Origin of the sequence: Mycobacterium sp. KBS0706 (assembly GCF_005938675.2) — a bacterium.
GTDB lineage: Bacteria > Pseudomonadota > Alphaproteobacteria > DSM-16000 > Inquilinaceae > Inquilinus.
Genome location: NZ_VCCH02000015.1, coordinates 62785 through 84511, shown reverse-complemented (window position 1 = coordinate 84511; position 21727 = coordinate 62785). Strand labels below are relative to the sequence as shown.

The 21727-nt window shown below is 70.5% G+C and carries 21 protein-coding genes; 14 read left to right on the top strand and 7 right to left on the bottom strand.

Annotated elements, in window-relative coordinates:
- Nucleotides 1-12: 12 nt before the first annotated feature.
- Nucleotides 13-1506, bottom strand: a complete 1494-nt coding sequence (locus tag FFK22_RS10810) for an NAD-dependent succinate-semialdehyde dehydrogenase (RefSeq protein ID WP_138889282.1) — start codon at nucleotides 1504-1506, stop codon at nucleotides 13-15.
- A 240-nt stretch (nucleotides 1507-1746) separates the two neighbouring features.
- On the bottom strand, nucleotides 1747-2244 hold the full coding sequence (locus FFK22_RS10805) for an Lrp/AsnC family transcriptional regulator (RefSeq protein WP_138889281.1): 498 nt from the start codon (nucleotides 2242-2244) through the stop codon (nucleotides 1747-1749).
- 67 nt (nucleotides 2245-2311) lie between these two features.
- On the opposite strand from FFK22_RS10805, the gene FFK22_RS10800 reads away from it, so the two are divergent.
- The 10 genes from FFK22_RS10800 (at nucleotide 2312) to doeB (ending at nucleotide 12200) form a co-directional block, all read left to right on the top strand.
- A complete protein-coding gene (locus FFK22_RS10800; protein ID WP_138889280.1) occupies nucleotides 2312-3718 on the top strand; it encodes a PLP-dependent aminotransferase family protein in 1407 nt (468 codons plus the stop codon).
- Nucleotides 3719-3852: 134 nt separating this feature from the next.
- Nucleotides 3853-4650 carry an ectoine/hydroxyectoine ABC transporter ATP-binding protein EhuA gene (ehuA, locus tag FFK22_RS10795; RefSeq protein WP_306770097.1) on the top strand — a complete coding sequence of 266 codons (798 nt, stop codon included), beginning with the start codon at nucleotides 3853-3855 and terminating at the stop codon, nucleotides 4648-4650.
- Between the two features lie 26 nt (nucleotides 4651-4676).
- Nucleotides 4677-5519 carry an ectoine/hydroxyectoine ABC transporter substrate-binding protein EhuB gene (gene ehuB, locus FFK22_RS10790; protein WP_138889278.1) on the top strand — a complete coding sequence of 281 codons (843 nt, stop codon included), beginning with the start codon at nucleotides 4677-4679 and terminating at the stop codon, nucleotides 5517-5519.
- 216 nt (nucleotides 5520-5735) lie between these two features.
- Nucleotides 5736-6395, top strand: a complete 660-nt coding sequence (gene ehuC, locus FFK22_RS10785) for an ectoine/hydroxyectoine ABC transporter permease subunit EhuC (RefSeq protein WP_138889277.1) — start codon at nucleotides 5736-5738, stop codon at nucleotides 6393-6395.
- Between the two features lie 3 nt (nucleotides 6396-6398).
- Nucleotides 6399-7055 (top strand): ectoine/hydroxyectoine ABC transporter permease subunit EhuD, encoded by a 657-nt coding sequence (gene ehuD / locus FFK22_RS10780; RefSeq protein WP_138889276.1) that lies wholly within the window; start codon nucleotides 6399-6401, stop codon nucleotides 7053-7055.
- Between the two features lie 13 nt (nucleotides 7056-7068).
- Nucleotides 7069-7824, top strand: a complete 756-nt coding sequence (gene eutA, locus FFK22_RS10775) for an ectoine utilization protein EutA (protein WP_138889275.1) — start codon at nucleotides 7069-7071, stop codon at nucleotides 7822-7824.
- Between the two features lie 195 nt (nucleotides 7825-8019).
- Nucleotides 8020-9012: a hydroxyectoine utilization dehydratase EutB gene (gene eutB / locus FFK22_RS10770; protein WP_138889274.1), complete on the top strand. Its 993-nt coding sequence runs from the start codon at nucleotides 8020-8022 to the stop codon at nucleotides 9010-9012.
- A complete protein-coding gene (eutC, locus tag FFK22_RS10765) occupies nucleotides 9009-9992 on the top strand; it encodes an ectoine utilization protein EutC (RefSeq protein ID WP_221938517.1) in 984 nt (327 codons plus the stop codon). The genes eutB and eutC overlap by 4 nt, the downstream gene beginning before the upstream one ends.
- A 10-nt stretch (nucleotides 9993-10002) precedes the next feature.
- Nucleotides 10003-11196 (top strand): ectoine hydrolase DoeA, encoded by a 1194-nt coding sequence (doeA, locus tag FFK22_RS10760; protein WP_138889272.1) that lies wholly within the window; start codon nucleotides 10003-10005, stop codon nucleotides 11194-11196.
- Entirely contained in the window at nucleotides 11193-12200 is a 1008-nt protein-coding gene (gene doeB / locus FFK22_RS10755; protein ID WP_138889271.1) for a N(2)-acetyl-L-2,4-diaminobutanoate deacetylase DoeB, read from the top strand. Before doeA ends, doeB begins: the two co-directional genes overlap by 4 nt.
- A 24-nt stretch (nucleotides 12201-12224) precedes the next feature.
- Here doeB and FFK22_RS10750 read toward each other — a convergent pair whose 3' ends face one another.
- Nucleotides 12225-12902 (bottom strand): protein-L-isoaspartate(D-aspartate) O-methyltransferase, encoded by a 678-nt coding sequence (locus FFK22_RS10750; RefSeq protein WP_138889270.1) that lies wholly within the window; start codon nucleotides 12900-12902, stop codon nucleotides 12225-12227.
- 146 nt (nucleotides 12903-13048) lie between these two features.
- On the opposite strand from FFK22_RS10750, the gene FFK22_RS10745 reads away from it, so the two are divergent.
- On the top strand, nucleotides 13049-13612 hold the full coding sequence (locus FFK22_RS10745) for an alpha-ketoglutarate-dependent dioxygenase AlkB (RefSeq protein WP_221938516.1): 564 nt from the start codon (nucleotides 13049-13051) through the stop codon (nucleotides 13610-13612).
- On the opposite strand, the gene mtnC is transcribed toward FFK22_RS10745, so the two are convergent.
- Nucleotides 13613-14134, bottom strand: a complete 522-nt coding sequence (mtnC, locus tag FFK22_RS10740; RefSeq protein ID WP_138889268.1) for an acireductone synthase — start codon at nucleotides 14132-14134, stop codon at nucleotides 13613-13615.
- A gap of 91 nt (nucleotides 14135-14225) precedes the next feature.
- Here mtnC and FFK22_RS10735 point away from each other — a divergent pair, with 91 nt between their 5' ends.
- From FFK22_RS10735 to FFK22_RS10725, 3 genes are all read left to right on the top strand, one after another.
- Nucleotides 14226-16328, top strand: a complete 2103-nt coding sequence (locus tag FFK22_RS10735; RefSeq protein ID WP_373683744.1) for a copper-translocating P-type ATPase — start codon at nucleotides 14226-14228, stop codon at nucleotides 16326-16328.
- Nucleotides 16329-16375: 47 nt separating this feature from the next.
- Nucleotides 16376-16996 (top strand): LysE family translocator, encoded by a 621-nt coding sequence (locus tag FFK22_RS10730; RefSeq protein WP_138889266.1) that lies wholly within the window; start codon nucleotides 16376-16378, stop codon nucleotides 16994-16996.
- Between the two features lie 164 nt (nucleotides 16997-17160).
- The gene (locus tag FFK22_RS10725) at nucleotides 17161-18057 is read left to right on the top strand and encodes a hypothetical protein (protein WP_138889265.1); all 897 of its coding nucleotides are present in this window, start codon (nucleotides 17161-17163) and stop codon (nucleotides 18055-18057) included.
- Nucleotides 18058-18065: 8 nt separating this feature from the next.
- On the opposite strand, the gene FFK22_RS10720 is transcribed toward FFK22_RS10725, so the two are convergent.
- The 3 genes from FFK22_RS10720 to FFK22_RS10710 form a co-directional block, all read right to left on the bottom strand.
- Nucleotides 18066-18938, bottom strand: a complete 873-nt coding sequence (locus tag FFK22_RS10720) for an ABC transporter permease (protein ID WP_138889264.1) — start codon at nucleotides 18936-18938, stop codon at nucleotides 18066-18068.
- A 4-nt stretch (nucleotides 18939-18942) separates the two neighbouring features.
- Nucleotides 18943-19863, bottom strand: coding sequence for an ABC transporter permease (locus FFK22_RS10715; RefSeq protein WP_138889263.1), 921 nt, complete (start codon nucleotides 19861-19863; stop codon nucleotides 18943-18945).
- Nucleotides 19864-20090: 227 nt separating this feature from the next.
- Entirely contained in the window at nucleotides 20091-21641 is a 1551-nt protein-coding gene (locus FFK22_RS10710) for an ABC transporter substrate-binding protein (protein ID WP_138889262.1), read from the bottom strand.
- Between the last annotated feature and the right edge of the window lie 86 nt (nucleotides 21642-21727).

Below are 21727 nucleotides of genomic sequence, written 5' to 3'. Positions count from 1 at the left end.
AGGGGCGGGCGCTCAGGCGGCGTCCAGGCACAGGTATTTGAGCTCGGTGAAGGCCTCGATGCCGTGGCGCGAGCCCTCGCGGCCGAGGCCGGATTGCTTGGTGCCGCCGAACGGGATCGGGGCGCCGGTGATCTTCACCCGGTTGACCGCGACCATGCCGTAGTCGAGGGAGCGGCCCAGCCGCAGCACGCGGCCGGAATCGCGGGTCACGGCATAGGCCACCAGCCCGTATTCGGTATCGTTGGCGCGGGCGACCACCTCGTCCTCGCTGTCGAAAGCGGTGACGGCGGCGACGGGAGCGAAGGTCTCCTCGCGCATGATCGCGGCGTCGTCCGGCACATCGGCCAGCACGGTCGGGGCGAAGAACAGCGGCCCGGCGGCATGGACATCGCCGCCGGCCAGGCAGCGGGCGCCGCGGGCCACCGCGTCCTGGACATGCTCCGCCGCCTTGGCGACGGCCCGGCCGTGCATCAGCGGACCGATCTCGGTCCCGGCATCGAGTCCGTTGCCGACTTTGAGCGCCGCAACCCGCCGGGCGAAGGCGTCGCAGAAGGCGGCATAGGCGGGCCGCTCGACATAGATCCGGTTGGCGGCCAGGCAGTCCTGGCCCGAGGTGGCGAATTTGGCGTCGATCGCGATCGACACGGCACGGTCCAGATCGGCATCGGCGAAGACGATCAGCGGGGCGTGGCCGCCCAGTTCCAGCTGCAGCCGCTTGATCGTCGGCGCGCAGCGCTCGGCGATCAGCCGTCCGATCTCGGTCGACCCGGTGAAGCTGACCGCCCGCACCCGCCTGTCGGCGCAGATCCGGCCGACGATCGGCTCCGGGTCGCCGGTGACGATGTTCAGCACCCCGGCCGGAATGCCGGCGCGCTCCGCCAGTTCGGCCAGGGCCAGGGCCGACAGCGGGGTCTGCGACGACGGGTGCGCCACCACGGTGCAGCCGGCGGCCAGGGCGGCGGCGGCCTTGCGGGTCAGCATGGCGCAGGGGAAGTTCCATGGCGTGGCGACGCCGACGACGCCCAGCGGCTCGCGCCGCACCATCATCTCGGCGCCGGGCAGGTGGCTGGTGACGGATTCGACGTTCAGGCGCTTGGCCTCCTCGGCGAACCACTCGACGAAGCCGGCGCCGTAGTCGATCTCGCCGCGCGATTCGGCCAGCGGCTTGCCCTGCTCCAGCGTCATCAGCAGGGCGAGGTCCTCCTTGGCCGCCAGGATCCGGTCGAACCAGTTGCGCAGCCTGGCGGCCCGCTCCTGCGGCAGCAGCGCGCGCCAGGCCGGGAAGGCATCCTCGGCGGCGGCGATGGCGCGGTCCGCCTCGGCCGCGCCCAGCCGGGCCACGCGGGCGACGGTGACGCCGGTGGCGGGGTCGGCGACCTCGAACACTGCGCCGTTGGCGGCAGCGGTCCAGCGTCCGTCGATATAGGCCAGCTCGCGCAGCAGCCGTCGGTCGGTCAGGCGGCCGAGCGCGTCATGCTGGCTGGGGCGGGTGGCGAGGGCGGTCATCGGCTGAGCCTCCGTCAAGGGCGAGGCCGCCAGGGTAGGGGGAAGGCGGAGGAGAAGGAGGCTGTTCGGGCAGTGGTCGGCAGACCAAGTCTCTTGCGGGGCAGGGTGGAGGAGAGAAAGTCTCTGGCTTGAAACCCCTCATAGTTTCGTCATTCCCGCGAAAGCGGGAATCTCGCGCAGGAAAGAGCACTGCCGGGAAGAGATCCCCGCTTTCGCGGGGATGACGATCTTTCTGGGGAATTAAGCCCCGTCCGCGGCACCTGCCAGCACCTCGACCGGCACCGTCACGTCGTCCTTCACCGTGCGGGTGACGATGTAGGTGAAGTAGCGGTCGATGCCGATCTCCTCCTCCAGCAGCCGGTCGATCAGCCGCTGATAGCCGTCGATGTCGCGCGCCACCACCTTCAGCAGATAGTCGATGCCGCCGCCCAGCGACCAGCAGGCCACCACCTCCGGCACCGCCTTCACCGCCCGCTCGAACCGGTCGAAATCGGCCTGGCGGTGGGCGCCCAGCGTGATCTCGACGAACACCATGGCGAAGGGCGCGATGCGGCGCAGCGCCAGCCGGGCGTGGTAGCCGGAGATCACGCCCTCGCGCTGCAGCCGGTGCAGCCGGGTCCAGCACGGCGTCGGCGACAGCCCGACCTTCTCGGCCAGGGCCAGCTTGGTGATGCGCCCGTCGCGCTGGATCTCGGCCAGGATGCGCAGGTCGATCGGGTCGAGCTTGACGGATGACATGGTTGCAAACCATGCCGTTGTGCAAATCGGGTTGTCAATTGAACTGATTGTGGACCACAGTCCAATCATGACAATGTGGCAGCCTGATCCCGCCGCCCTGCGGCGGCCCGCCTATCTCTCTTTGGCCGACCAGATCGCGCGGGCGATCTCGGACGGGCGGCTGCAGCCCGGGGAGCGGCTGGCGACCCACCGGCACATGGCCGAGACGCTGGACCTGTCGGTGCAGACCGTCAGCCGTGCCTATGAGGAGCTGATCCGCCGCGGCCTGATCTCCGGCGAGACTGGGCGCGGCACCTTCATCCGCCCGCCGCAGCGCGAGCCCGTGCCGCCCTATATCCCCGAGCGGCTCAGCGAGGTCATCGATCTCTCGATCCTGAAGCCGGTGGTGTGCGAGACCCGCCACATCGACGCGATGAGGGCGGCGCTGCACGCGCTGGCGGACGACCTGCCGCATTCCGCCGTGCTGTCCTTCCGCCCGAACACGCTGTTCGCCCGCCATCGCCGGGTGGCGCAGGCCTGGCTGCGCGAGCATTGCGGGGTCGAGGCCACGCCCGGCACCATCCACCTGACCAACGGCGCCACCTCCGGCATGACCATCGCCCTGATGGCCGCGGCCCCGCCGGGGTCGACCGTGGTGACCGAGGCGGTCGGCCACCACACGCTGGTGCCGCTGGCGGCCTATCTCGGCCTGCGGCTGCGCGGCGTGGCGATCGACGCCGAGGGCGTGATCCCCGAGGCGCTGGACGAGGCCTGCAGCGAGGGCGATGTCCGCGCCCTGTTCGTCATGCCGAACCCGATCAACGCCACCGCCAGCCTGATGGGCGAGGCAAGGCGGGCGGAGATCGTCGAGGTGGCGCGCCGCCACGGGCTGCAGATCATCGAGAACGACGTGCTGGCGCCGCTGCTGACCGAGCGTCTGCCGCCGCTGGCCGCCCTGGCGCCGGAGCGCACGCTGTATGTCACCACCTTCACCAAATGCGTGATGCCCGGGCTGCGCTCCGGCTATCTGGTGGTGCCGGATCGGTTGGGCCCGGGCGTGGCCAACCGCAGCCTGGTGACCAGCTGGATGGCCACCGGGCTGATCGCCGAGCTGGCCGCCCGCTGGGTCGAGAACGGCACGGCGGCGGAGCTGGTGCGCTGGCAGAACGAGGCGATTCGCGGGCGTCAGGCGATTGCCGCCGAGCTCTTGGCCGGCATCCCGCACAAGGCCCATCCGGAGGGGCTGCATGTCTGGCTGCCGCTGGGCGAGGGGCGGTCGGAGGAGGAGTTCGTGTCCCATGCCCGGCTGCAGGGCGTGGCGATCGCGCCCGGCGCCTCGTTTGCCATCGGAGGTGCCGCGGAGGGCGGCATGGACCGGCAGCCGGCGGTGCGCATCTCGGTCGGCTCGACCACGCCGGAACAACTGCGCGACGGGCTGAAGATCGTCGTCAACCTGCTGCAGGGCGAGCCGGAGCCGGTGCTGCTGGCGATGTAGGAAACGGCAAGCCGCCGCCTAAGGAATCATCACGTCGGCTCATATTGTACTGATTTGTTTTTCCATTTGACATGATTTTGTCTCCCTTCCATCGTTGGCGGCAACACAGGCCCGTCGCCAACAGGGAGAGCGACTTGGCGAACTCCGCATCGGATCCGTGCATCAGCGTCGAGGGCGTGACCAAGCGCTTCGGGCCGCTGACCGTCCTGAACGATCTGAATTTCACCGTGAAGCCGGGCGAGAAGCTGGCCCTGATCGGGCCGTCCGGCTCCGGCAAGACCACCATCCTGCGCATCCTGATGACGCTGGAGGAGATCAACGGCGGCCATATCCGCATCGAAGGCGAGCAGCTGTTCCACATGCCGCGCAACGGCGGGCTGGTGGCCGCCGATGACCGCCATCTGCACAAGATGCGCGCCAAGATCGGCATGGTGTTCCAGCTGTTCAACCTGTTCCCGCACAAATGCGTGCTGGACAACGTGACCCTGGCGCCGATCCTGACCAACGGCGTCGACCGCAAGACCGCCGAAGCGCGGGCGATGGAGCTGCTCGAGCTGGTCGGCATGGCGGAGAAGGCCAAGGCGATGCCGGCGCAGCTGTCCGGCGGCCAGAAGCAGCGCGTGGCGATCGCCCGCGCCTTGGCGCTGAAGCCGAAGATCATGCTGTTCGACGAGGTCACCTCGGCGCTCGACCCCGAGCTGGTCGAGGAGGTGCTGAACGTCATGCGCCGCCTGGCCGCCGAGACCGACATGACCATGCTGCTGGTCACCCACGAGATGAGCTTCGCCCACGACTTCGCCGACCGGGTCCTGTTCTTCGACCGCGGCCGGATCGTCGAGGAGGGGCCGCCGGACGAGATCTTCCGGCATCCGCGCGAGGAGCGGACCCAGACCTTCCTCAAGAAGATCATCGCCGCCGGCCACCGGGTCTGACCGCGGCAGCAACAGGAGAGGCAGAAATGAACAAAAGATTTTGCGCGAGTCTGATCCTGGCCGCCGTATCGGCCGTGGCTTTGGCGCAGCCGGCCGCGGCCGACACGCTGGACAATCTGAAGGAGCAGGGCTTCGCCCGCATCGCCATCGCCAATGAGCCGCCCTTCACCGCGGTGGCGGCGGACGGCAAGGTCTCCGGCGCCGGGCCGGATGTGGCGCGCGAGGTGTTCAAGCGCATGGGCGTGCCCGACGTGGTCGCCTCGATCTCGGAATACGGCGCCATGATCCCCGGGCTGCAGGCGCGTCGCTTCGACGCCGTCACCGCCGGCCTGTTCATGAAGCCGGAGCGCTGCCGCGCCGTGGCCTATTCCCAGCCGATCCTGTGCGACGGCGAAGCCTTCGCGGTGAAGAAGGGCAACCCGTCGAACTTCCAGAGCTATGCCGACATCGCCGCCAATGCCGACGCCAAGATCGGCGCGCCGGGCGGCGGCACCGAGGAGCGGCTGGCGCTGGAGGCCGGGGTGCCGCGCGACCGGGTGATCGTGGTGCCGGACGGGCAGAGCGGCATCAAGATGCTGCAGGACGGCCGCATCGACGTCTATTCGCTGCCGATCCTGTCGATCCAGGACCTGCTGAAGAAGGCCAGCGACCCGAACATCGAGATGGTCGGGCCGGTGAAGAACGCCCCGGTCTATTGCGACGGCGCCGCCTTCCGCAAGCAGGACACGGCGCTGCGCGACGCCTTCGACAAGGAACTGGCGGCGCTGAAGCAGTCCGGCGAATTCGCCAAGATCGTCGAGCCCTACGGCTTCTCAGCCAAGGCCGCGCTCGAGACCAATCGCGACGCGATGTGCGGCGGCCCGAACTGAGACGGAAGGAGAGGCCGGTGCCCACCCCCTCACCCGAAATCGCAGTCGCGATTTCGACCTCTCCCCGGGGGAGAGGTGATCTGTGCCCTCGCCGCGAAAAGGGTTTCCTCCCTCTCCTCGGGGAGAGGGAGGGGCCCGCCGCTTGCGGCGGGGGGGGGGGGGGGGGGGGCGGCGCCGGCCTCACCATAGGGACACGACGCCACGACGAGCCGCCGCATGAGCGAATGGGAAGGCTATCTCGGGCTGATCCTCGACGGCGCCTGGGTGACGATCGAGCTGACCGTGCTGGGCTGCGCCCTGGCGCTGGTCGTGGCCTTCCTGGCCGGGCTGGGGCGGATCTCGTCCAGCTGGCTGCTGCGCACGATCGCCACGACCTATGTCGAGTTCTTCCGCGGCACCTCGATCTTCGTGCAGCTGTTCTGGATCTATTTCGTGCTGCCGCTGGCCGGGTTCGAGCTCAGCCCGCTGCTGGCCGGCGTGCTGGCCCTCGGCCTCAATGTCGGGGCCTATGGGGCCGAGGTGGTGCGCGGCGCCGTGCAGTCGATCGGGCGCGAGCAGCGCGAGGCCTGCGTGGCGCTGAACCTCACCCGGCGCCAGAGCCTGTGGCACGTCATCCTGCCCCAGGCCTTCGTGCTGATGCTGCCGACCTTCGGCAACAACGCCATCGAACTGTTGAAGGCCACCGCCGTGGTGTCGCTGATCTCGCTGACCGACCTGACCTTCCAGGCCCAGATCGTGCGGGCCCAGACCGGCAGCACCGCCTTCCCCTTCCTCACCATCCTGGTGATCTATTTCGCGCTGGCGATGCTGATCTCGGCGGGCGTGCGGGCGCTGGAGCGCCGCCTGGCCCGCGGTCTTGACGGCGTGCGGAGCTGAGCCATGGATTGGGACTGGGCCTTCGTCGCCGAGATCCTCCCGACCCTGATCGAGGGCGTGAAGATCACCATCCTGGCCACCATCCTGGGCTATGCCCTGGCGGTGGTGCTGGGCCTCGGCCTCGCTTTGCTGCGCCGCACCCGCCGCCGCTGGCTGGCGCACAGCGTCAACTTCCTGATCGAGTTCATCCGCGGCACGCCGCTGCTCGTGCAGCTGTACTTCCTGTTCTACATCATGCCGGATCTCGGCCTGACCCTGTCGCCGCTGACGGCCGGGGTGATCGGCCTCGGCCTGCACTACGCCACCTACACGGCGGAAGTGTACCGCGCCGGCATCGACAACACCCCGCGCGGCCAGTGGGAGGCGGCGAAGGCCTGCAACCTGACGGCGGGGCAGAGTTGGCGCCACGTGATCCTGCCGCAGGCGATCCCGCCGATGTTGCCGGCCCTGGCCAACTACTTCATCGCCATGTTCAAGGAGACGCCGCTGCTCTCCGCCATCACGGTGCTGGAGCTGATGAACCAGGCCCGCAGCGTCGCCAACTTCAACTACCGCTACCTGGAGCCGATGACGCTGGTCGGCGCCTTCTTCCTCGTCATCAGCCTGATCGCCGTGGTCGGCCTCCGCTATCTGGAGCGCCGCTTCCGGCCGCTGCGCTGAGCCGGAGCCCGATATGATCGAGATCGAACGGTCTGCTTTGCCGCTCAGCTTCGACGACCGGCCGCTGCCGAAGCGGGTCGGCCTCGTCATCCTGGCGACCGACCACACCACCGAGCCGGATTTCCGCCGCATGGTCGCGAGCGACCGGATCGGGATCTATGTCGCCCGCATCGCCTATGCCAACCCGACCACGCCGGAGAATCTTCGCCGGATGCAGCCGCGCCTCAGCGAGGGCGCCGGGCTGATCCTGCCGGAGGAGGATCTCGACCTCGTCTGCTACTCCTGCACCTCGGCCTCGGTGGTGATGGGCGACGATGCGATCGAGGAGGCGATCCGCGAGGCCAAGCCGGGCGTCACCGTGGTGACCCCGCCGCTGGCCGCGCGCCGCGCCCTCGATGCGCTGGGCGCCCGCCGGATCGCGGTGCTGACGCCCTACACGGTCGAGACCAGCCGGCCGATGGCCGACTATTTCGCCGGCCACGGCCACGACATCGCCCGCTTCATCTGCCTCGGCCTCGACGACGACCGCGAGATGGCGCGGATCAGCCTGTCGTCGATCGTGGAGGCGGCAGAGGCGGCGATGGCGCCGGACGCCGAGGCGCTGTTCATCTCCTGCACCGCCCTGCGCGCCGCCGGGGTGGCGGCGGCGGTCGAGCGCCGGATCGGCAAGCCGGTGGTGACCAGCAATCTCGCCACCGCCTGGATGAGCCTGCGCCTGTGCGGCGACGACCGCCCCCGGCCGGAGCTCGGCCGGCTGATGGCGCTGTGAGGGGCCGATGAGCATGCCGGGACGACAGCGCAGATCAGGCTGGCACCGAGCCGCCCCCTCACCCGAAATCGCTGCGCGATTTCGACCTCTCCCCAAGGAGAGGTGTGGGGCGGCCAGCGCTCCATTCCCCTCTCCTCGGGGAGAGGGAGGGGCCCGCGCGCGAAGCGCGTGGGAGGGTGAGGGGGAGGGCTGTCGATGACCCGCGCCGTCACCCTCGACACCATCCGCGCCGCCGCCGACCGCATCGCCGGAGAGGTGGTGCGGACGCCGCTGGTCCGCTCGGCTGCGCTGTCCGATCTCGCGGGGGCGCCGGTGTTCCTGAAGCTGGAGACCCGGCAGACCACCGGCAGCTTCAAGCTGCGCGGCGCCACCAACGCCGTGCTGTCGCTGCCGCCGGAGGCTCGGAAGATCGGCATCGCCGCGGCCTCGACCGGCAATCACGGCCGCGGCCTGGCCCTTGCCGCCGCCCGCCAGGGCCTGCGCTGCGTCGTCTGCATGTCCGCTTTGGTGCCGGAGAACAAGGTCGCGGCGATCCGCGCGCTTGGCGCCGAGATCCGCATCATCGGCCGGTCCCAGGACGACGCTCAAGGTGAGGTCGACCGGCTGGTGGCGGAGGAGGGCTTCACCGCCATCCCGCCCTTCGACCATGCCGACGTGATCTCCGGCCAGGGCACCATCGGGCTCGAGATCGTCGCCGACCTGCCCGAGGTGGCGCAGGTGGTGGTGCCGCTGTCCGGCGGCGGCCTGTTCGGCGGCATCGCCGCCGCGGTCAAGGGGCTGCGGCCGCAGGCCCGGATGGTCGGCGTGTCGATGGCGCGCGGCCCGGCGATGCGCGACAGCCTCGCCGCCGGCCGCCCGGTCGCGGTCGAGGAGCTGCCGACCCTGGCGGATTCGCTGGGTGGCGGCATCGGCCTCGACAACCGCCATACCTTCGCCCTGGCCCGCGACCTGCTGGACGAGGCGGTGCTGCTGACCGAGGCCGAGATCGCCGCCGCGATCGACCACGCCTATGCGGCGGAGCAGGAGATCGTCGAGGGCGGCGGCGCCGTCGGCATCGGCGCGCTCTTGGCCGGCAAGCTCACCGTAACCGGCCCGACCGTCCTCGTGGTCTCGGGCCGCAACATCGACATGGCGCTGCACCGCAGGATCGTCAGCGGTGCCTGGGAGGAGACACCGTGCCCCGCATGACCATCGTGAGGGAGGCGGAGCTGCGCCGTGCCGTCCCGCTCGACCGGGACGCCGTCGCCTGCGTCGAGGACGCGTTCCTGGCGCTGGCGACCAGGGATGTGGCGATGCCGCCGATCCTGCGCCTCGACATCCCCGAGCATCGCGGCGAGGTCGACGTCAAGACCGCCTATGTGCCGGGCCTGGACGGCTTCGCCATCAAGATCAGTCCCGGCTTCTTCGACAACCCGAAGCTGGGCCTGCCCAGCACCAACGGGCTGATGGTGCTGTTCAGCGCCCGCACCGGGCTGGTCGACGCCGTGTTCCTGGACAATGGCTATCTGACCGATGTCCGCACCGCGGCCGCCGGCGCGGTGGCGGCGAAGCATCTCTCGCGCCCGGAGTCCCGGGTGGCGGCGATCTTCGGCGCCGGGGTGCAGGCGCGGCTGCAGCTCAAGGCCCTGACCCTGGTGCGGCCGATCGCCGAGGCTCGGATCTGGGCGCGCGACCATGACCGCGCGCAGGCGCTGGCGGCGAAGCTGTCCGACGAGTTGGGCCTCGCCGTCCATGCCGAGGCGGCGCCGCAGGCCGCGGTCGACGGCGCCGACATCATCGTCACCACCACCCCGGCGGCGGAGCCGATCCTGCGCGCCGGCTGGCTGTCCCCCGGCCAGCACGTCACCGCCATGGGGTCGGATGCCGAGCACAAGAACGAGCTGGACCCGGCGATCCCGGCCCGTGCCGACCTCTACGTCGCCGACAGCCTGCCGCAGGTGCGGCGGCTGGGCGAACTGCACCACGCCATTGCTGCCGGCACCATCGCCGCCGACGCCGTCTTCCCCGAGCTCGGCGCCGTCATCGCCGGCCAGGCGGCCGGCCGGCCCTCCGCCGCCGCCATCACCGTCGCGGACCTGACCGGCACCGGCGTCCAGGACACCGCCATCGCCACCCTGGCCCGCGGTCGCGTCGCCGCCGCCGGGGTCGGCACATCCTTCGAAAGCTGAGAGGCACAGCATGTCCGTAGAACTCAACTTCAGCCGCGAGGAATATGCCGCGCGGCTCGCCAAGACCCGCGCCGCCATGGCCCGTCGCGGCATCGACCTGCTGTGGGTCAGCGACCCGTCGAACATGGCCTGGCTGACCGGCTATGACGGCTGGTCCTTCTACGTCCATCAGGGCGTGCTGGTGCCGCCGGAGGGAGAGCCGATCTGGTACGGCCGCGGCCAGGACGCCAACGGCGCCAAGCGCACCGCCTATCTGGCCCATGACAACATCATCGGCTATCCCGACCACTACGTGCAGTCGACCGAGCGCCATCCGATGGACCGGCTGGCCGACATCATCGACTCGCGCGGCTGGGGCCGGCTGTCGATCGGCGTCGAGATGGACAATTACTGGTTCTCGGCCGCCGCCTTCGCCTCGCTGCAGCGCCATCTGCCCAATGCCCGCTTCAGCGACGCCACCGCGCTGGTGAACTGGCAGCGCGCGGTGAAGAGCCCGCAGGAGCTGGACTACATGCGCAAGGCCGCGCGCATCGTCGAGGCGATGCACAAGCGGATCGTCGAAAAGGTCGAGCCCGGTCTGCGCAAGAACGACCTGGTGGCCGAAATCTACGACGCCGGTACCCGCGGCGTGTCCGATGGCAATGGGGGTTGGATCGGTGGCGACTATCCGGCAATCGTGCCGCTGCTGCCCTCCGGCGCCGACGCCTCGGCGCCGCATCTGACCTGGGACGACAAGCCGATGCGGTCGGGGGAGGGCACCTTCTTCGAGATCGCCGGCTGCTACAAGCGCTACCACTGCCCGCTGTCGCGCACCGTGTTCCTGGGCAAGCCGACCCAGGCCTTCCTCGACGCCGAGAAGGCGGTGCTGGAGGGGATGGAGGCCGGGCTCGGCGCGGCGCGGCCGGGCAACACCTGCGAGGACATCGCCAACGCCTTCTTCGCGGTGCTCAAGACCTACGGCATCGTCAAGGACAACCGCACCGGCTACCCGATCGGCCTCAGCTATCCGCCCGATTGGGGCGAGCGCACCATGAGCCTGCGTCCCGGCGACCGCACCGTGCTGGAGCCCGGCATGACCTTCCACTTCATGACCGGGCTGTGGCTGGAAGACATGGGGCTGGAGATCACCGAGAGCATCGCCATCACCGATAGCGGCGTCGAGATCCTGGCCGACGTGCCGCGCCAGCTCTTCGTCAAGCCATGACGGTTGCCGAGCTGCCGCCCTCGCCGATCGTCCCTTCGGTCGATTTCGACCGGGACGGGGTGCAGCACGGCACGCTGCGCCTGCCCTACAGCCGGGACGATTCCGCCTGGGGCTCGGTGATGATCCCGGTCGCCGTTGTGAAGAACGGGGAGGGGCCGACCGCGCTCCTCACCGGCGCCAATCACGGCGACGAGTACGAGGGGCCGATCGCCCTGTTCGAGCTGGCGCGGACCCTGGACCCGGCGTCGGTCCGCGGCCGGGTGATCATCGTCCCGGCGATGAACACCCCGGCCTTCCGGGCCGGCACCCGCACCTCGCCGATCGACAAGGGCAACCTGAACCGCAGCTTCCCCGGCCGGCCGGACGGCACGCCGACGCAGAAGATCGCCGACTACTTCCAGCGCCACCTGCTGCCGCTGGCCGATATCGTGCTCGACTTCCACTCCGGCGGGCGGACGCTCGACTTCGTGCCCTTCGCCGCCGCCCACATCCTGCCCGACAAGGACCAGGAGGCGCGCTGCTTCGCGGCGGTCGAGGCGTTCTCCGCCCCCTGGTCGATGCGGATGCTGGAGATCGACGCGGTCGGCATGTACGACACCGCGGCCGAGGCGGCAGGCAAAGTCTTCGTCACCACCGAGCTCGGCGGCGGCGGCACCGCCACCGCGCGCACGGCGGGGATCGCCAAGCGCGGCGTGCGCAACCTGCTGCGCCATGCCGGCATCCTGCAGGGCGAGGTCGAGCGCGCGCCCAGCCGCTGGCTCGACATGCCGTCGGCCGACTGCTTCCGCTTTGCCGAGCAGGACGGCATGGCCGAGACCTGCGTCGACCTGGGCGACCCGGTGCGCAAGGGCGAGGTCATCGCCCGCATCCACCCGGTCGACCGCACCGGCCAGGCCCCGGCGGAATACCGCGCGGCGCTGGACGGCATCCTGGCGGCGCGGCATTTCCCGGGGCTGGTCAAGGCCGGCGACTGCCTGGCGGTGATCGGGACGGTGGAGGGGTAGGGCGGCAGGCCGCCACCGCCCCGCTCACAGCACCGTCTCCAGCCGGCTGAAGCGGACCGGGAGGATCTCCCGGGCCTGGAGCCTCCCAGTCGCGTCCTTGTCGATGACCGTGAGGATCTGCGCCTGGTCGGGGCCCAGCGGCATGACCAGGTGGCCGCCCGGCCGCAGCTGGTCCAGGAGCGCCATCGGCGGCTGGTCGGCCGCGGCCGTCACCATGATCCTGTCATAGGGGGCGTGCTCGGCCCAGCCGCGGGAACCGTCGCCGATGCGGATGCCGACCCTGGACGTGCCCAGCCGGCGCAGGCGCGACTGGGCCTCGCCGGCGAGCTCCTCGACGACCTCGACGCTCCAGACCCGGGCTGCCAGCTCGGCCAGCACCGCCGCCTGGTAGCCGAGGCCGGTGCCGACCTCCAGCACCACCTGGTCCGGCTCGGGGGCGAGCAGATGGGTCATCAGCGCACAGATGAAGGGCTGCGAGATCGTCTTGTCGAAGCCGATCGGCAGCGGCCCGTCATGATAGGCGACGGCCGCGAGCTCCAGCGGGACGAAGTGGTGCCGCGGCACCCGCCCCATCGCCGCCAGCACCCGACTGTCAAGCGGGACGTGTCCGAGTTCGTCGCTCATCAGATCGGCATGGATCGCGATCACCTCGACCATGTGCCGGCGCAGGATCGCGAAGTGCTGCTCTTCCATCGGCTTCATGGGCGGCGGGCCTTATGCCGGTCCAACGTGTTTCCGCAGTATCCCGCCGAGCGGGTGCGCAGGTCCACAGCCATGCGCGCCTCCTTTGCCGGACCTGCCGGCCGATGCCATATCGATGTCGGGAGCAACGATGGAGTTCCGCCGCCGTGCAGCCCGACCTGTTCGGCCCGCCGCCGCTCGCCGGCCTGGCCACCGTCGAGGACATCGTCACGCCGGAGGAGGAGCGGCGGCTGACCGCGGCGATCGACGCGGCGGAGCTGTCGCCGTTCCGCTACCAGGGCTGGGAAGGCCGGCGCCTGACCGCCACCTTCGGCTGGCGCTATGATTTCGAGGATGGCAGCTTCCGGCCGGCCGAGCCGATCCCGGACTGGCTGCTGCCGCTGCGGGAGAAGGCCGCCCGATTCGCCGGTCTGGGGCCGGCCGAGCTGGCCCAGGCGCTCCTGATCCGCTATGACCCCGGCGCCGGCATCGGCTGGCACAAGGACCGGCCGGTGTTCGAGCATGTCGTCGGCGTCTCGCTCGGCGCCGCCGCGACCATGCGCTTCCGGCGCCGCCGGCCGGAGGGCGGCTTCGACCGCCGGTCGGTGCCGCTGGCGCCGTGCTCCGCCTACCACCTGTCCGGCGAGGCGCGGCATGGCTGGGAGCACAGCATCCCGGAGATGCAGGCGTCGCGCTGGTCGGTGACGTTCCGCAGCCTGTCTGGCCGCTGATCAGCCGAACGCCACCAGCTCGCGCAGCTGGTCGAACTCCGCCACGATCGGTGCGCCGGCATCGTTCGGCTTCACCGATGGGGCGCGGATCACCTGGACCACATGCACGCCGGCCTGCCGTGCCGCCGCCACCTCGCGCGGATTGTCGGTCAGGAACAGGATGCGGTCGGGCGCGGCCCCCAGATCCGCCGCGATCTTTAGGTACGACTCCGGCACCACCTTGGCGCCGATATCGGTGTCGTAGTGCCGGCCGAAACAGGGCCGCAGGTCGCCGCGGTTGGAGTTCTGGAAGAACTCGACCTGCGCCTTGACCGAGCCGGAGAAGAAGATGTGCATCGGCACGCCGGCCTTTCGCCAGCCCTCCAGCGCCGCATAGGCGTCGTCATAGATATGGCCCTTGAAGGCGCCTTCATTGTAGCCCTCTTCCCACACCAGCCCCTGCAGCTGCTTCAAGGGCGTGAGGTTGACCTTACATCTGCTGGAAGCCCCATCTCGCTGGGACGGAGCAGAGGAGCAGGGAATGGCGCACGCCCATCACGACCATCCGGCGCACCACCATCATGGCCGCGCCGCGGTGCCGCCGGCCCCGGCCGGCACCATCTACACCTGCCCGATGCACCCCGAGATCCGGCAGCAGGGGCCCGGCAGCTGCCCGATCTGCGGCATGGCGTTGGAGCCGGAGCAGGCGACTGCGGAAGCCGGTCCGAACCCGGAGCTGGCCGATATGCGGCGGCGGTTCTGGATCGGCCTCGTCCTCACCATCCCGATCGTCGTGCTGGAGATGGGCGGCCATCTGCTCGGGCTCGACATCGCCCATGCGATCGGCGCCCGCGCGGCGGTCTGGATCCAGCTGGCCCTCGCCACGCCGGTGGTGCTCTGGGCCGGCTGGCCGTTCCTGGTCCGCGGCTGGCAGTCGGTGCTGCGGCGCAGCCTCAACATGTTCACGCTGATCGCGCTCGGCACCGGCGCCGCCTGGCTCTACAGCCTGGTCGCGGCCCTCGCCCCCTGGGTATTCCCGGACGGCTTCCGCGGCATGGACGGGACCGTCGCCGTCTATTTCGAGCCGGCGGCGGTGATCACCGTCCTGGTGCTGCTGGGCCAGGTGCTGGAGCTGCGGGCGCGCGAGCGCACCGGCGGCGCCATCCGGGCGCTGCTCGACCTCGCGCCGAAGCTGGCGCGCCGGGTCCGCGACGACGGGTCGGACGAGGAGATCCCGCTCGAGCAGGCCCATGTCGGCGACCGGCTGCGCGTCCGGCCGGGCGACAAGGTGCCGGTCGACGGCACGGTCGAGGAGGGCCGCAGCGCGGTCGACGAGAGCATGATCACCGGCGAGCCGATCCCGGTCGAGAAGGGGCCGGGCGACACCGTGATCGGCGGCACCATCAACGGCACCGGCGGTTTCGTGCTGCGCGCTGGGCGGGTCGGCAGCGAGACGGTGCTGGCCCGCATCGTCGAGATGGTCGGCCAGGCCCAGCGCAGCCGGGCGCCGATCCAGCGCCTGGCGGACAAGGTTTCCGGCTGGTTCGTGCCGCTGGTGGTGGCGGTCGCGGTGCTCGCCTTCGCCGCCTGGGCGGCCTGGGGGCCGTCGCCGGCGCTGGCCTATGGCCTGGTCGCCGCGGTCTCGGTGCTGATCATCGCCTGCCCCTGCGCGCTCGGACTGGCCACGCCGATGTCGATCATGGTCGGGGTCGGCCGCGGCGCCCGGCTCGGCGTGCTGATCAAGGACGCCGAGGCGCTGGAGCGGCTCGAGACCGTCGACACGCTCGTGGTCGACAAGACCGGCACGCTGACCGAGGGCAAGCCGCGGCTGGTCCGGATCGTCCCGGCGCCGGGTCACGACGAGGCCGGGCTGCTGCGCCTGACCGCCGGGCTGGAACGCGGCAGCGAGCATCCGCTGGCCGCCGCCATCCTGGCCGGCGCCGCCGAGCGCGGGCTTGAGGTGCCGGCGGCCGAAGAGTTCCGCTCGCTGACCGGCAAGGGCGTCGCCGCGCGGATCGAGGGGCGGGCCGTCGCGCTCGGAAACGCCGCGCTGCTGGACGAGCTGGGCGTTGCTGCGGGCCCGCTGGCACAGGAGGCCGAGGCTCTGCGGCGCGATGGCGCGACCGTCATGCACCTGGTCGTGGATGGTGCCGTCGCCGGGCTGATCGCCGTGGCCGATCCGGTGAAGGGGACGACGCCCGCCGCCATCGCGGCGCTGCGCTCGGCCGGGCTGCGCATCGTCATGCTGACCGGCGACAATCGCACCACGGCCGCGGCGGTGGCCGGCCGGCTCGGCATCGGCGAGGTGGAGGCCGAGGTGCTGCCCGAGGACAAGGGCGCGGTCATCCGCCGGCTGAAAAGCGAGGGCCGGGTGGTGGCCATGGCCGGCGACGGGGTGAACGACGCCCCGGCCCTGGCCGAGGCGGATGTCGGGATCGCCATGGGCACCGGCACCGATGTGGCGATCCAGAGCGCGCATGTCACGCTGGTGAAGGGCGACCTTGCCGCCATCGCCCGGGCGCGGTCGCTTAGCGCCGCGACCATGCGCAACATCCGCCAGAACCTGGTCTTCGCCTTCGCCTACAACGCGATCGGCGTGCCGGTCGCGGCCGGCGTGCTGTACCCGGCCCTGGGCCTGCTCCTGAGCCCGGAGATCGCGGCCGCCGCCATGGCGCTCAGCTCCGTCTCCGTGATCGCCAATGCGCTTCGTCTGCGGGCGGTGCGGCTCGACGGTTGAGCACCGGCGTGCAAGATCGGCGTCGCGCCAACCGGTAGCGTGACGGGATGGACACGTCTCTTGCCGATCCGGGACTGTGGCAGCCGCTGGCGGCGCTGCTGCTGGCCTCCGCCGTGGTCATGGGCACTCCCGGCCCGTCGACGATCAGCCTCACCGCGGTCGGCGCCTCCTTCGGCATCCGCCGGTCGCTGCCCTATGCCGCCGGGCTGATCGCCGGCACCGTCGCGGTGCTGCTGGCGGTGGCGGCCGGAGTGGTGGCGGTGGTGGCGTCGATCCCGCATGGGGTGCTCGCGCTCGGCATCCTCTCCAGCGCCTACATCCTCTATTTGGCCTACAAGATCGCCACGGCCCCGCCGCTCGACGTCCGAAGCGGGGCGGCGGCCGCGCCGGGCTTCCTCGGCGGGTTCGGGCTCGCCATCGCCAACCCCAAGGCCTATGTCGCGATCGCCGCGGTCTTCGCCGGCACGACCGTCGCCGCGGATCCCGGCCTCGACGCCGCGGTGAAGACGGCGCTGCTCAGCGGCATGATCGTGCTGATCCACCTGTGCTGGCTGCTGGCGGGCGTGTCGCTGTCCCGCCGGCTGCGCGACCCGGTCAGCGCGCGCCTGATCAACCTGGCCATGGCCGCCGCCCTTGTCGCCGTCACCGCCGCGGCGCTGATCGGCTGAAAACGGATCTCAGCGGAACGGAAGCGGCCGCGCCGCTATTCGCAGCATGAGTGTTTTCCGTTTCAGGAGGCCGATATGGGCCGCGGCATTCTTCTCTGGCTGCTCGGGGTTCCGATCCCGGTGATCATCCTTCTCTTCCTGCTGTTCCGCTGAGGGAGGGCGAGATGGTCGGCACCTATTCCGAATATCCCGAGCCGCGCACCGTCGTCCCTGCGGTGGAGGCGGCGAAGTCCGGCGTGTCCTGGGGTGCCGTCTTCGCCGGTGCCGCGGTGGCCGCCGCGATCACCCTGGCGCTGATGGTCCTGGGGGCCGGCTTCGGCCTGTCCATCGTCTCGCCCTGGCCCGGCTCCGGCGTCAGCGCCAGCACCTATGCCGTGACCACGGCGATCGGGCTGGTCGTCATCCAATGGGTGTCGTCCGGCTTCGGCGGCTACGTCACCGGGCGGCTGCGCACGCGCTGGGTGAACGTGCACACCGACGAGGTCGCCTTCCGCGACACGGCGCACGGCTTCCTGACCTGGTGCGTCGCCACCCTGTTCGTCGCGATGGTCGCGGGGTTCATCAGCTATGGCGCCGCATCGACCGGCGCCCAGGCCACGGCCACCGTGGCGTCCGGCGCGGCGCAGGGCGCGGCGGCGGCCGCCCCGGCGGCTGCGCCGGCCGACCCGACCGGCTATGCCATCGACATGCTGTTCCGGCCTGCGCCGGACACCCAGCCGCCGGCCGCCGCCAATGGCGATCCGCGGCAGGAGGTGGCGCGAATCCTGGCCAACGCCGTCGCGGCGGGCGGCCTGCCGCCGGCGGACAAGACCTACCTCGCGCAGCTCGTGGCGCAGCGCACCGGCCTCAGCCAGGCCGATGCCGAGAAGCGGGTGGACGAGGTGGTGGCCCAGGTCGACGCCGCAGCGGTCAAGGCGCGCGAAGCGGCGGACGCCGCCCGCAAGGCCGGGCTGTGGACCGCCTTCGCCGCCTTCCTGGCGCTGCTGATCGGCGCCTTCATCGCCGCGGTCAGCGCCTCGCTCGGCGGCCATCTGCGCGACGACCCGCAAACCTTGAGGTAGCCGTCTCTCTAACGGCGCGGGTCCAGCAGGTCGCGCAGCCCGTCGCCGAACAGGTTGAAGCCCAGCACCGAAAAGGTGATGGCCAGGCCCGGGAACAGCGACAGCCAGATGTTGACGCCCAGGAAGTTGCGGCCGTCGCTCATCATCGCGCCCCATTCCGGCGTCGGCGGCTGGGCGCCGAGGCCGAGGAAGCTGAGGCTGGCGGCGGTCAGCACCACGGTGCCCGCCGTCAGCGTCGCCTGCACGATGATCGGTCCCAGCGCATTGCGCAGGATATGCTGCAGCAGGATGCGCCACAGCCCGGCGCCCAGCGCCCGCGCCGCCTCGGTGTACTCGACCTGCTTCAGCGCCAGCGCCAGGTTGCGCGACAGCCGGCCATAGACCGGAATCGAGAAGATGGCGATGCCGATCATCAGGTTGACCAGGCTGGTGCCGAGGATGCTGACGATCAGGATCGACAGGACGATGCCCGGAAAGGCGAACAGGATGTCCATGAACCAGATGATGACCTGGTCGACCCGGCCGCCGGAATAGCCGGCCAGCAGGCCGAGCGGGATGCCGACGACCAGCGCGATGCCGACGCCCAGCACGATCTCCAAGAGCGACAGCCGGGCGCCGTAGACGATCCGGGAATACAGGTCGCGGCCATACTGGTCGGTGCCGAAGAGATGCTCGGCCGAAGGCGGCCGCAGGGCCATGGCCAGCGACTGCTGGGTCGGGTCGTGGGTGGCCAGGAGCGGCGCCAGCAGCCCGGCCAGCACCAGCAGCAGCACCATGGCGCCGCCGATCGTCAGGCTGCGGTGCCGGCGCAGGATGCGGCCCAGTCGCTTGGCCCGGGACGGAGCGGCCGGAAGGTCGTCGCTGTCGGCGAGGGTCGTCATGGTCCTAGTCGAACCGGATGCGGGGATTGATGGCGGCGATCAGCAGGTCGGCCAGGAAGTTCACCACCACCACCGAGGTCACGGTCAGCAGGGTGACGCCCTGGATGATCGGATAGTCGCGATAGCGCACGGCGTCGACCAGCAGGCGGCCGATTCCGTTCCAGTTGAACACCGATTCGGTGACCACGGCGCCGCCCAAGAGGCCGCCGAAGTTCAGCCCGACGATGGTGACGATCGGGATCAGCGCATTGCGCAGCGCGTGCTTGCGGTAGATCGCGCGGGGCCCGAGACCCTTGGCGCGGGCGGTGCGGATGTAGTCCTGGCCGATCACCTCCAGCATGCTCGACCGGGTCATGCGGGCGATCAGCGCCGCCGGCAGCAGGCCGAGGGCGATGGCGGGCATGACGTAGTTCAGCCAGCCGCCGGTGCCCAGCAGCGGCAGCCATTTCAGTTGCACCGCGAACAGGTTCATCATCATCAGCGCCAGCCAGAAATTGGCGACCGAGGCACCGCCGATCGCGGCGATCATCACCATCTGGTCCGGCCAGGCATTGCGGTACACGGCCGCCAGCATGCCGGCCGCGACCCCGACCAGGATGGCCATGGTGTAGCTGACCAGGGCCAGCCACAGGGTGTTGGGGAAACGCTCGCCCACCTCTTCGATCACCGGCTTCGCGGATTTGATCGACGTGCCGAGATCGCCCTGGGCGGCGCGGCTCAGGAACAGCCCGTACTGCACCAGGAAGGGCTGGTCGAGGCCGAGGCGGGTGCGCATGCCGTCGACGGCGTCGCCCGTCGCCTGCGGCCCGGCCATGATCCGCGCCGGGTCGCCCGGCAGCATCCGCACCGCGCCGAAGATCAGGAACGAGACGCCGAGCAGGATCAGCGGCAGCGCCACCAGCTTGCGGGTGAGGTAGGCCTTCATGCAATCGACCCGCAGAACCGTCGAGTCCCCCCTCCCCCCGCGGGAGGGGGGTAGGGGGAGGGGGTTTTCGACATCGGCGCCGGCGTTGCCTGACGGCGAGCGAAAGAAGCTGTGTCCGACCGGATCTGCGCCGGCTCTTGCGGCGGCAACCCCCTCCCCCTAGCCCCCTCCCGCAAGGGGAGGGGGGACTCGGAAGGAGCGAGGGAGAGGGGGAGAATCATCCGTCCTTACGCCTTCGTCGCGCGTTCCGGCACGATCTCGCCGCCGGGCTGCAGCCAGGCGCCCTTGACCTCGGCGCGGGCGGCGGCGAGGTCGTTCGGGTAGTACAGCAGCACATGCGCCGCATCCTGCACGATGATGCGCTGCGCCTTGGCGTAGAGCGTCTTGCGCTCGGAATCGTCGGTCGACGACCCGGCCTTGTCCAGGATGCCGTCCAGCTCGGGGTTGCTGTAGAAGCCGAGATTGGCGCTCTTCGGCGACCAGCTGTCGGTGTAGTAGAGCGGCTTCAGCTGCAGGTCGGCGTCGAAGGTGCCGGTCGACCAGGAGGCGATGACGCTGTGCACGCCTTGGGCGGCCTTCTCCTCCGGCGTGCCGAAGGCGGCGGCGGTCCACACGCCGCTCTCCATCCGCTGGATGTTCAGCGTGATCCCGGCCTGGGCCCACATGCCCTGCAGGATCTCGGCGATGTTCGCCTCCGGCTCCTGCACCGCGACATTGATGGTGATGCCGTCGGCATGCCCGGCCTCGGCCAGCAGGGCCTTGGCCTTGGCCACGTCCAGGCCATAGCCCTCGACCGTCGGGTCGTAGCCGAACACGGCGGGCGACAGCGGCGAGGTCGCCGGCAGGCCGAAGCCGTAGAGCAGGTTGCTGACCAGCCCGGCCCGGTCGGTGGCCAGGTTCAGCGCCTGGCGGACGCGGACATCGTCCAGCGGCGCCAGCTTGCAGTTCAGCGCCACCCAGAACACCGAGGTCGGGTTGCCCTGGATCAGGCTCAGCTCGGAATTCGCCTTGATCGGCGCGGCGAACACCGGCGGCAGCGGCACGACGATGTCGGCGTCGCCCGTCTGCACGGCCATGTTCATGACCGCCGCCTCCTGGGTCCAGATCCACTTCAGGGTCTTGGTCGGGGCCTTGTCGCCCCAATAGTCGGCATTGGCCTCCGACAGCACGTATTCGCCGGACTTGTACTCGGCCAGCTTGTAGGGGCCGGTGCCGACCGCGGCACGGCCCAGCGTGCCGGCCTTGTCGGCCTTGGGGCTGACGATCGAGGCGGAGGCCACCGCCATCAGCTTCAGGAAGGCGGGGTAGGGGCGCTTCAGGGTGAAGCGGATGGTATCGGCGTCGGTGGCCTTGACCTCGGCCAGGATGGCGCGGAAGCGGCCGCTGGCGGTTAGGCCGCGCTTCTCGTCCATGTGCCGGGCGAAGCTGGCGATCACGGCGTCGGCGTTGCAGGGCTCGCCGTCATGGAACTTGACGCCCTGGCGCAGCGTGAAGGTCCAGTTGGTGCCGGTGGCGTCGCCCTCCCATTTGGTGGCCAGGACGGGCACCAGCTCCATCTTGTCGTTGTAGCCGGTCAGGCCCTCATACATCGGCTCCAGGATCGCCGAGGTGTAGGTCGCGGTCTGGTCCGCCGGGTCCATGCTGCGCGGCGCCTCGCTCTGCAGGATCACGATCTGCGAGGCATCGGCGGCGAAGGCGCCATGGCCGCGCAGCAGCGCCGCCAGTCCCAGCGACCCGCCCAGGGCCAGCGCGCCGCGCCGGTCGATCACAAAGGTCATGTCCGTCTCCCGTTGGTTGAATCGGTCCGGGGTTCCGCCGACTTTGTTAGATTGATGAAGCCTTCGGCTTGATTAAATTCAATTTC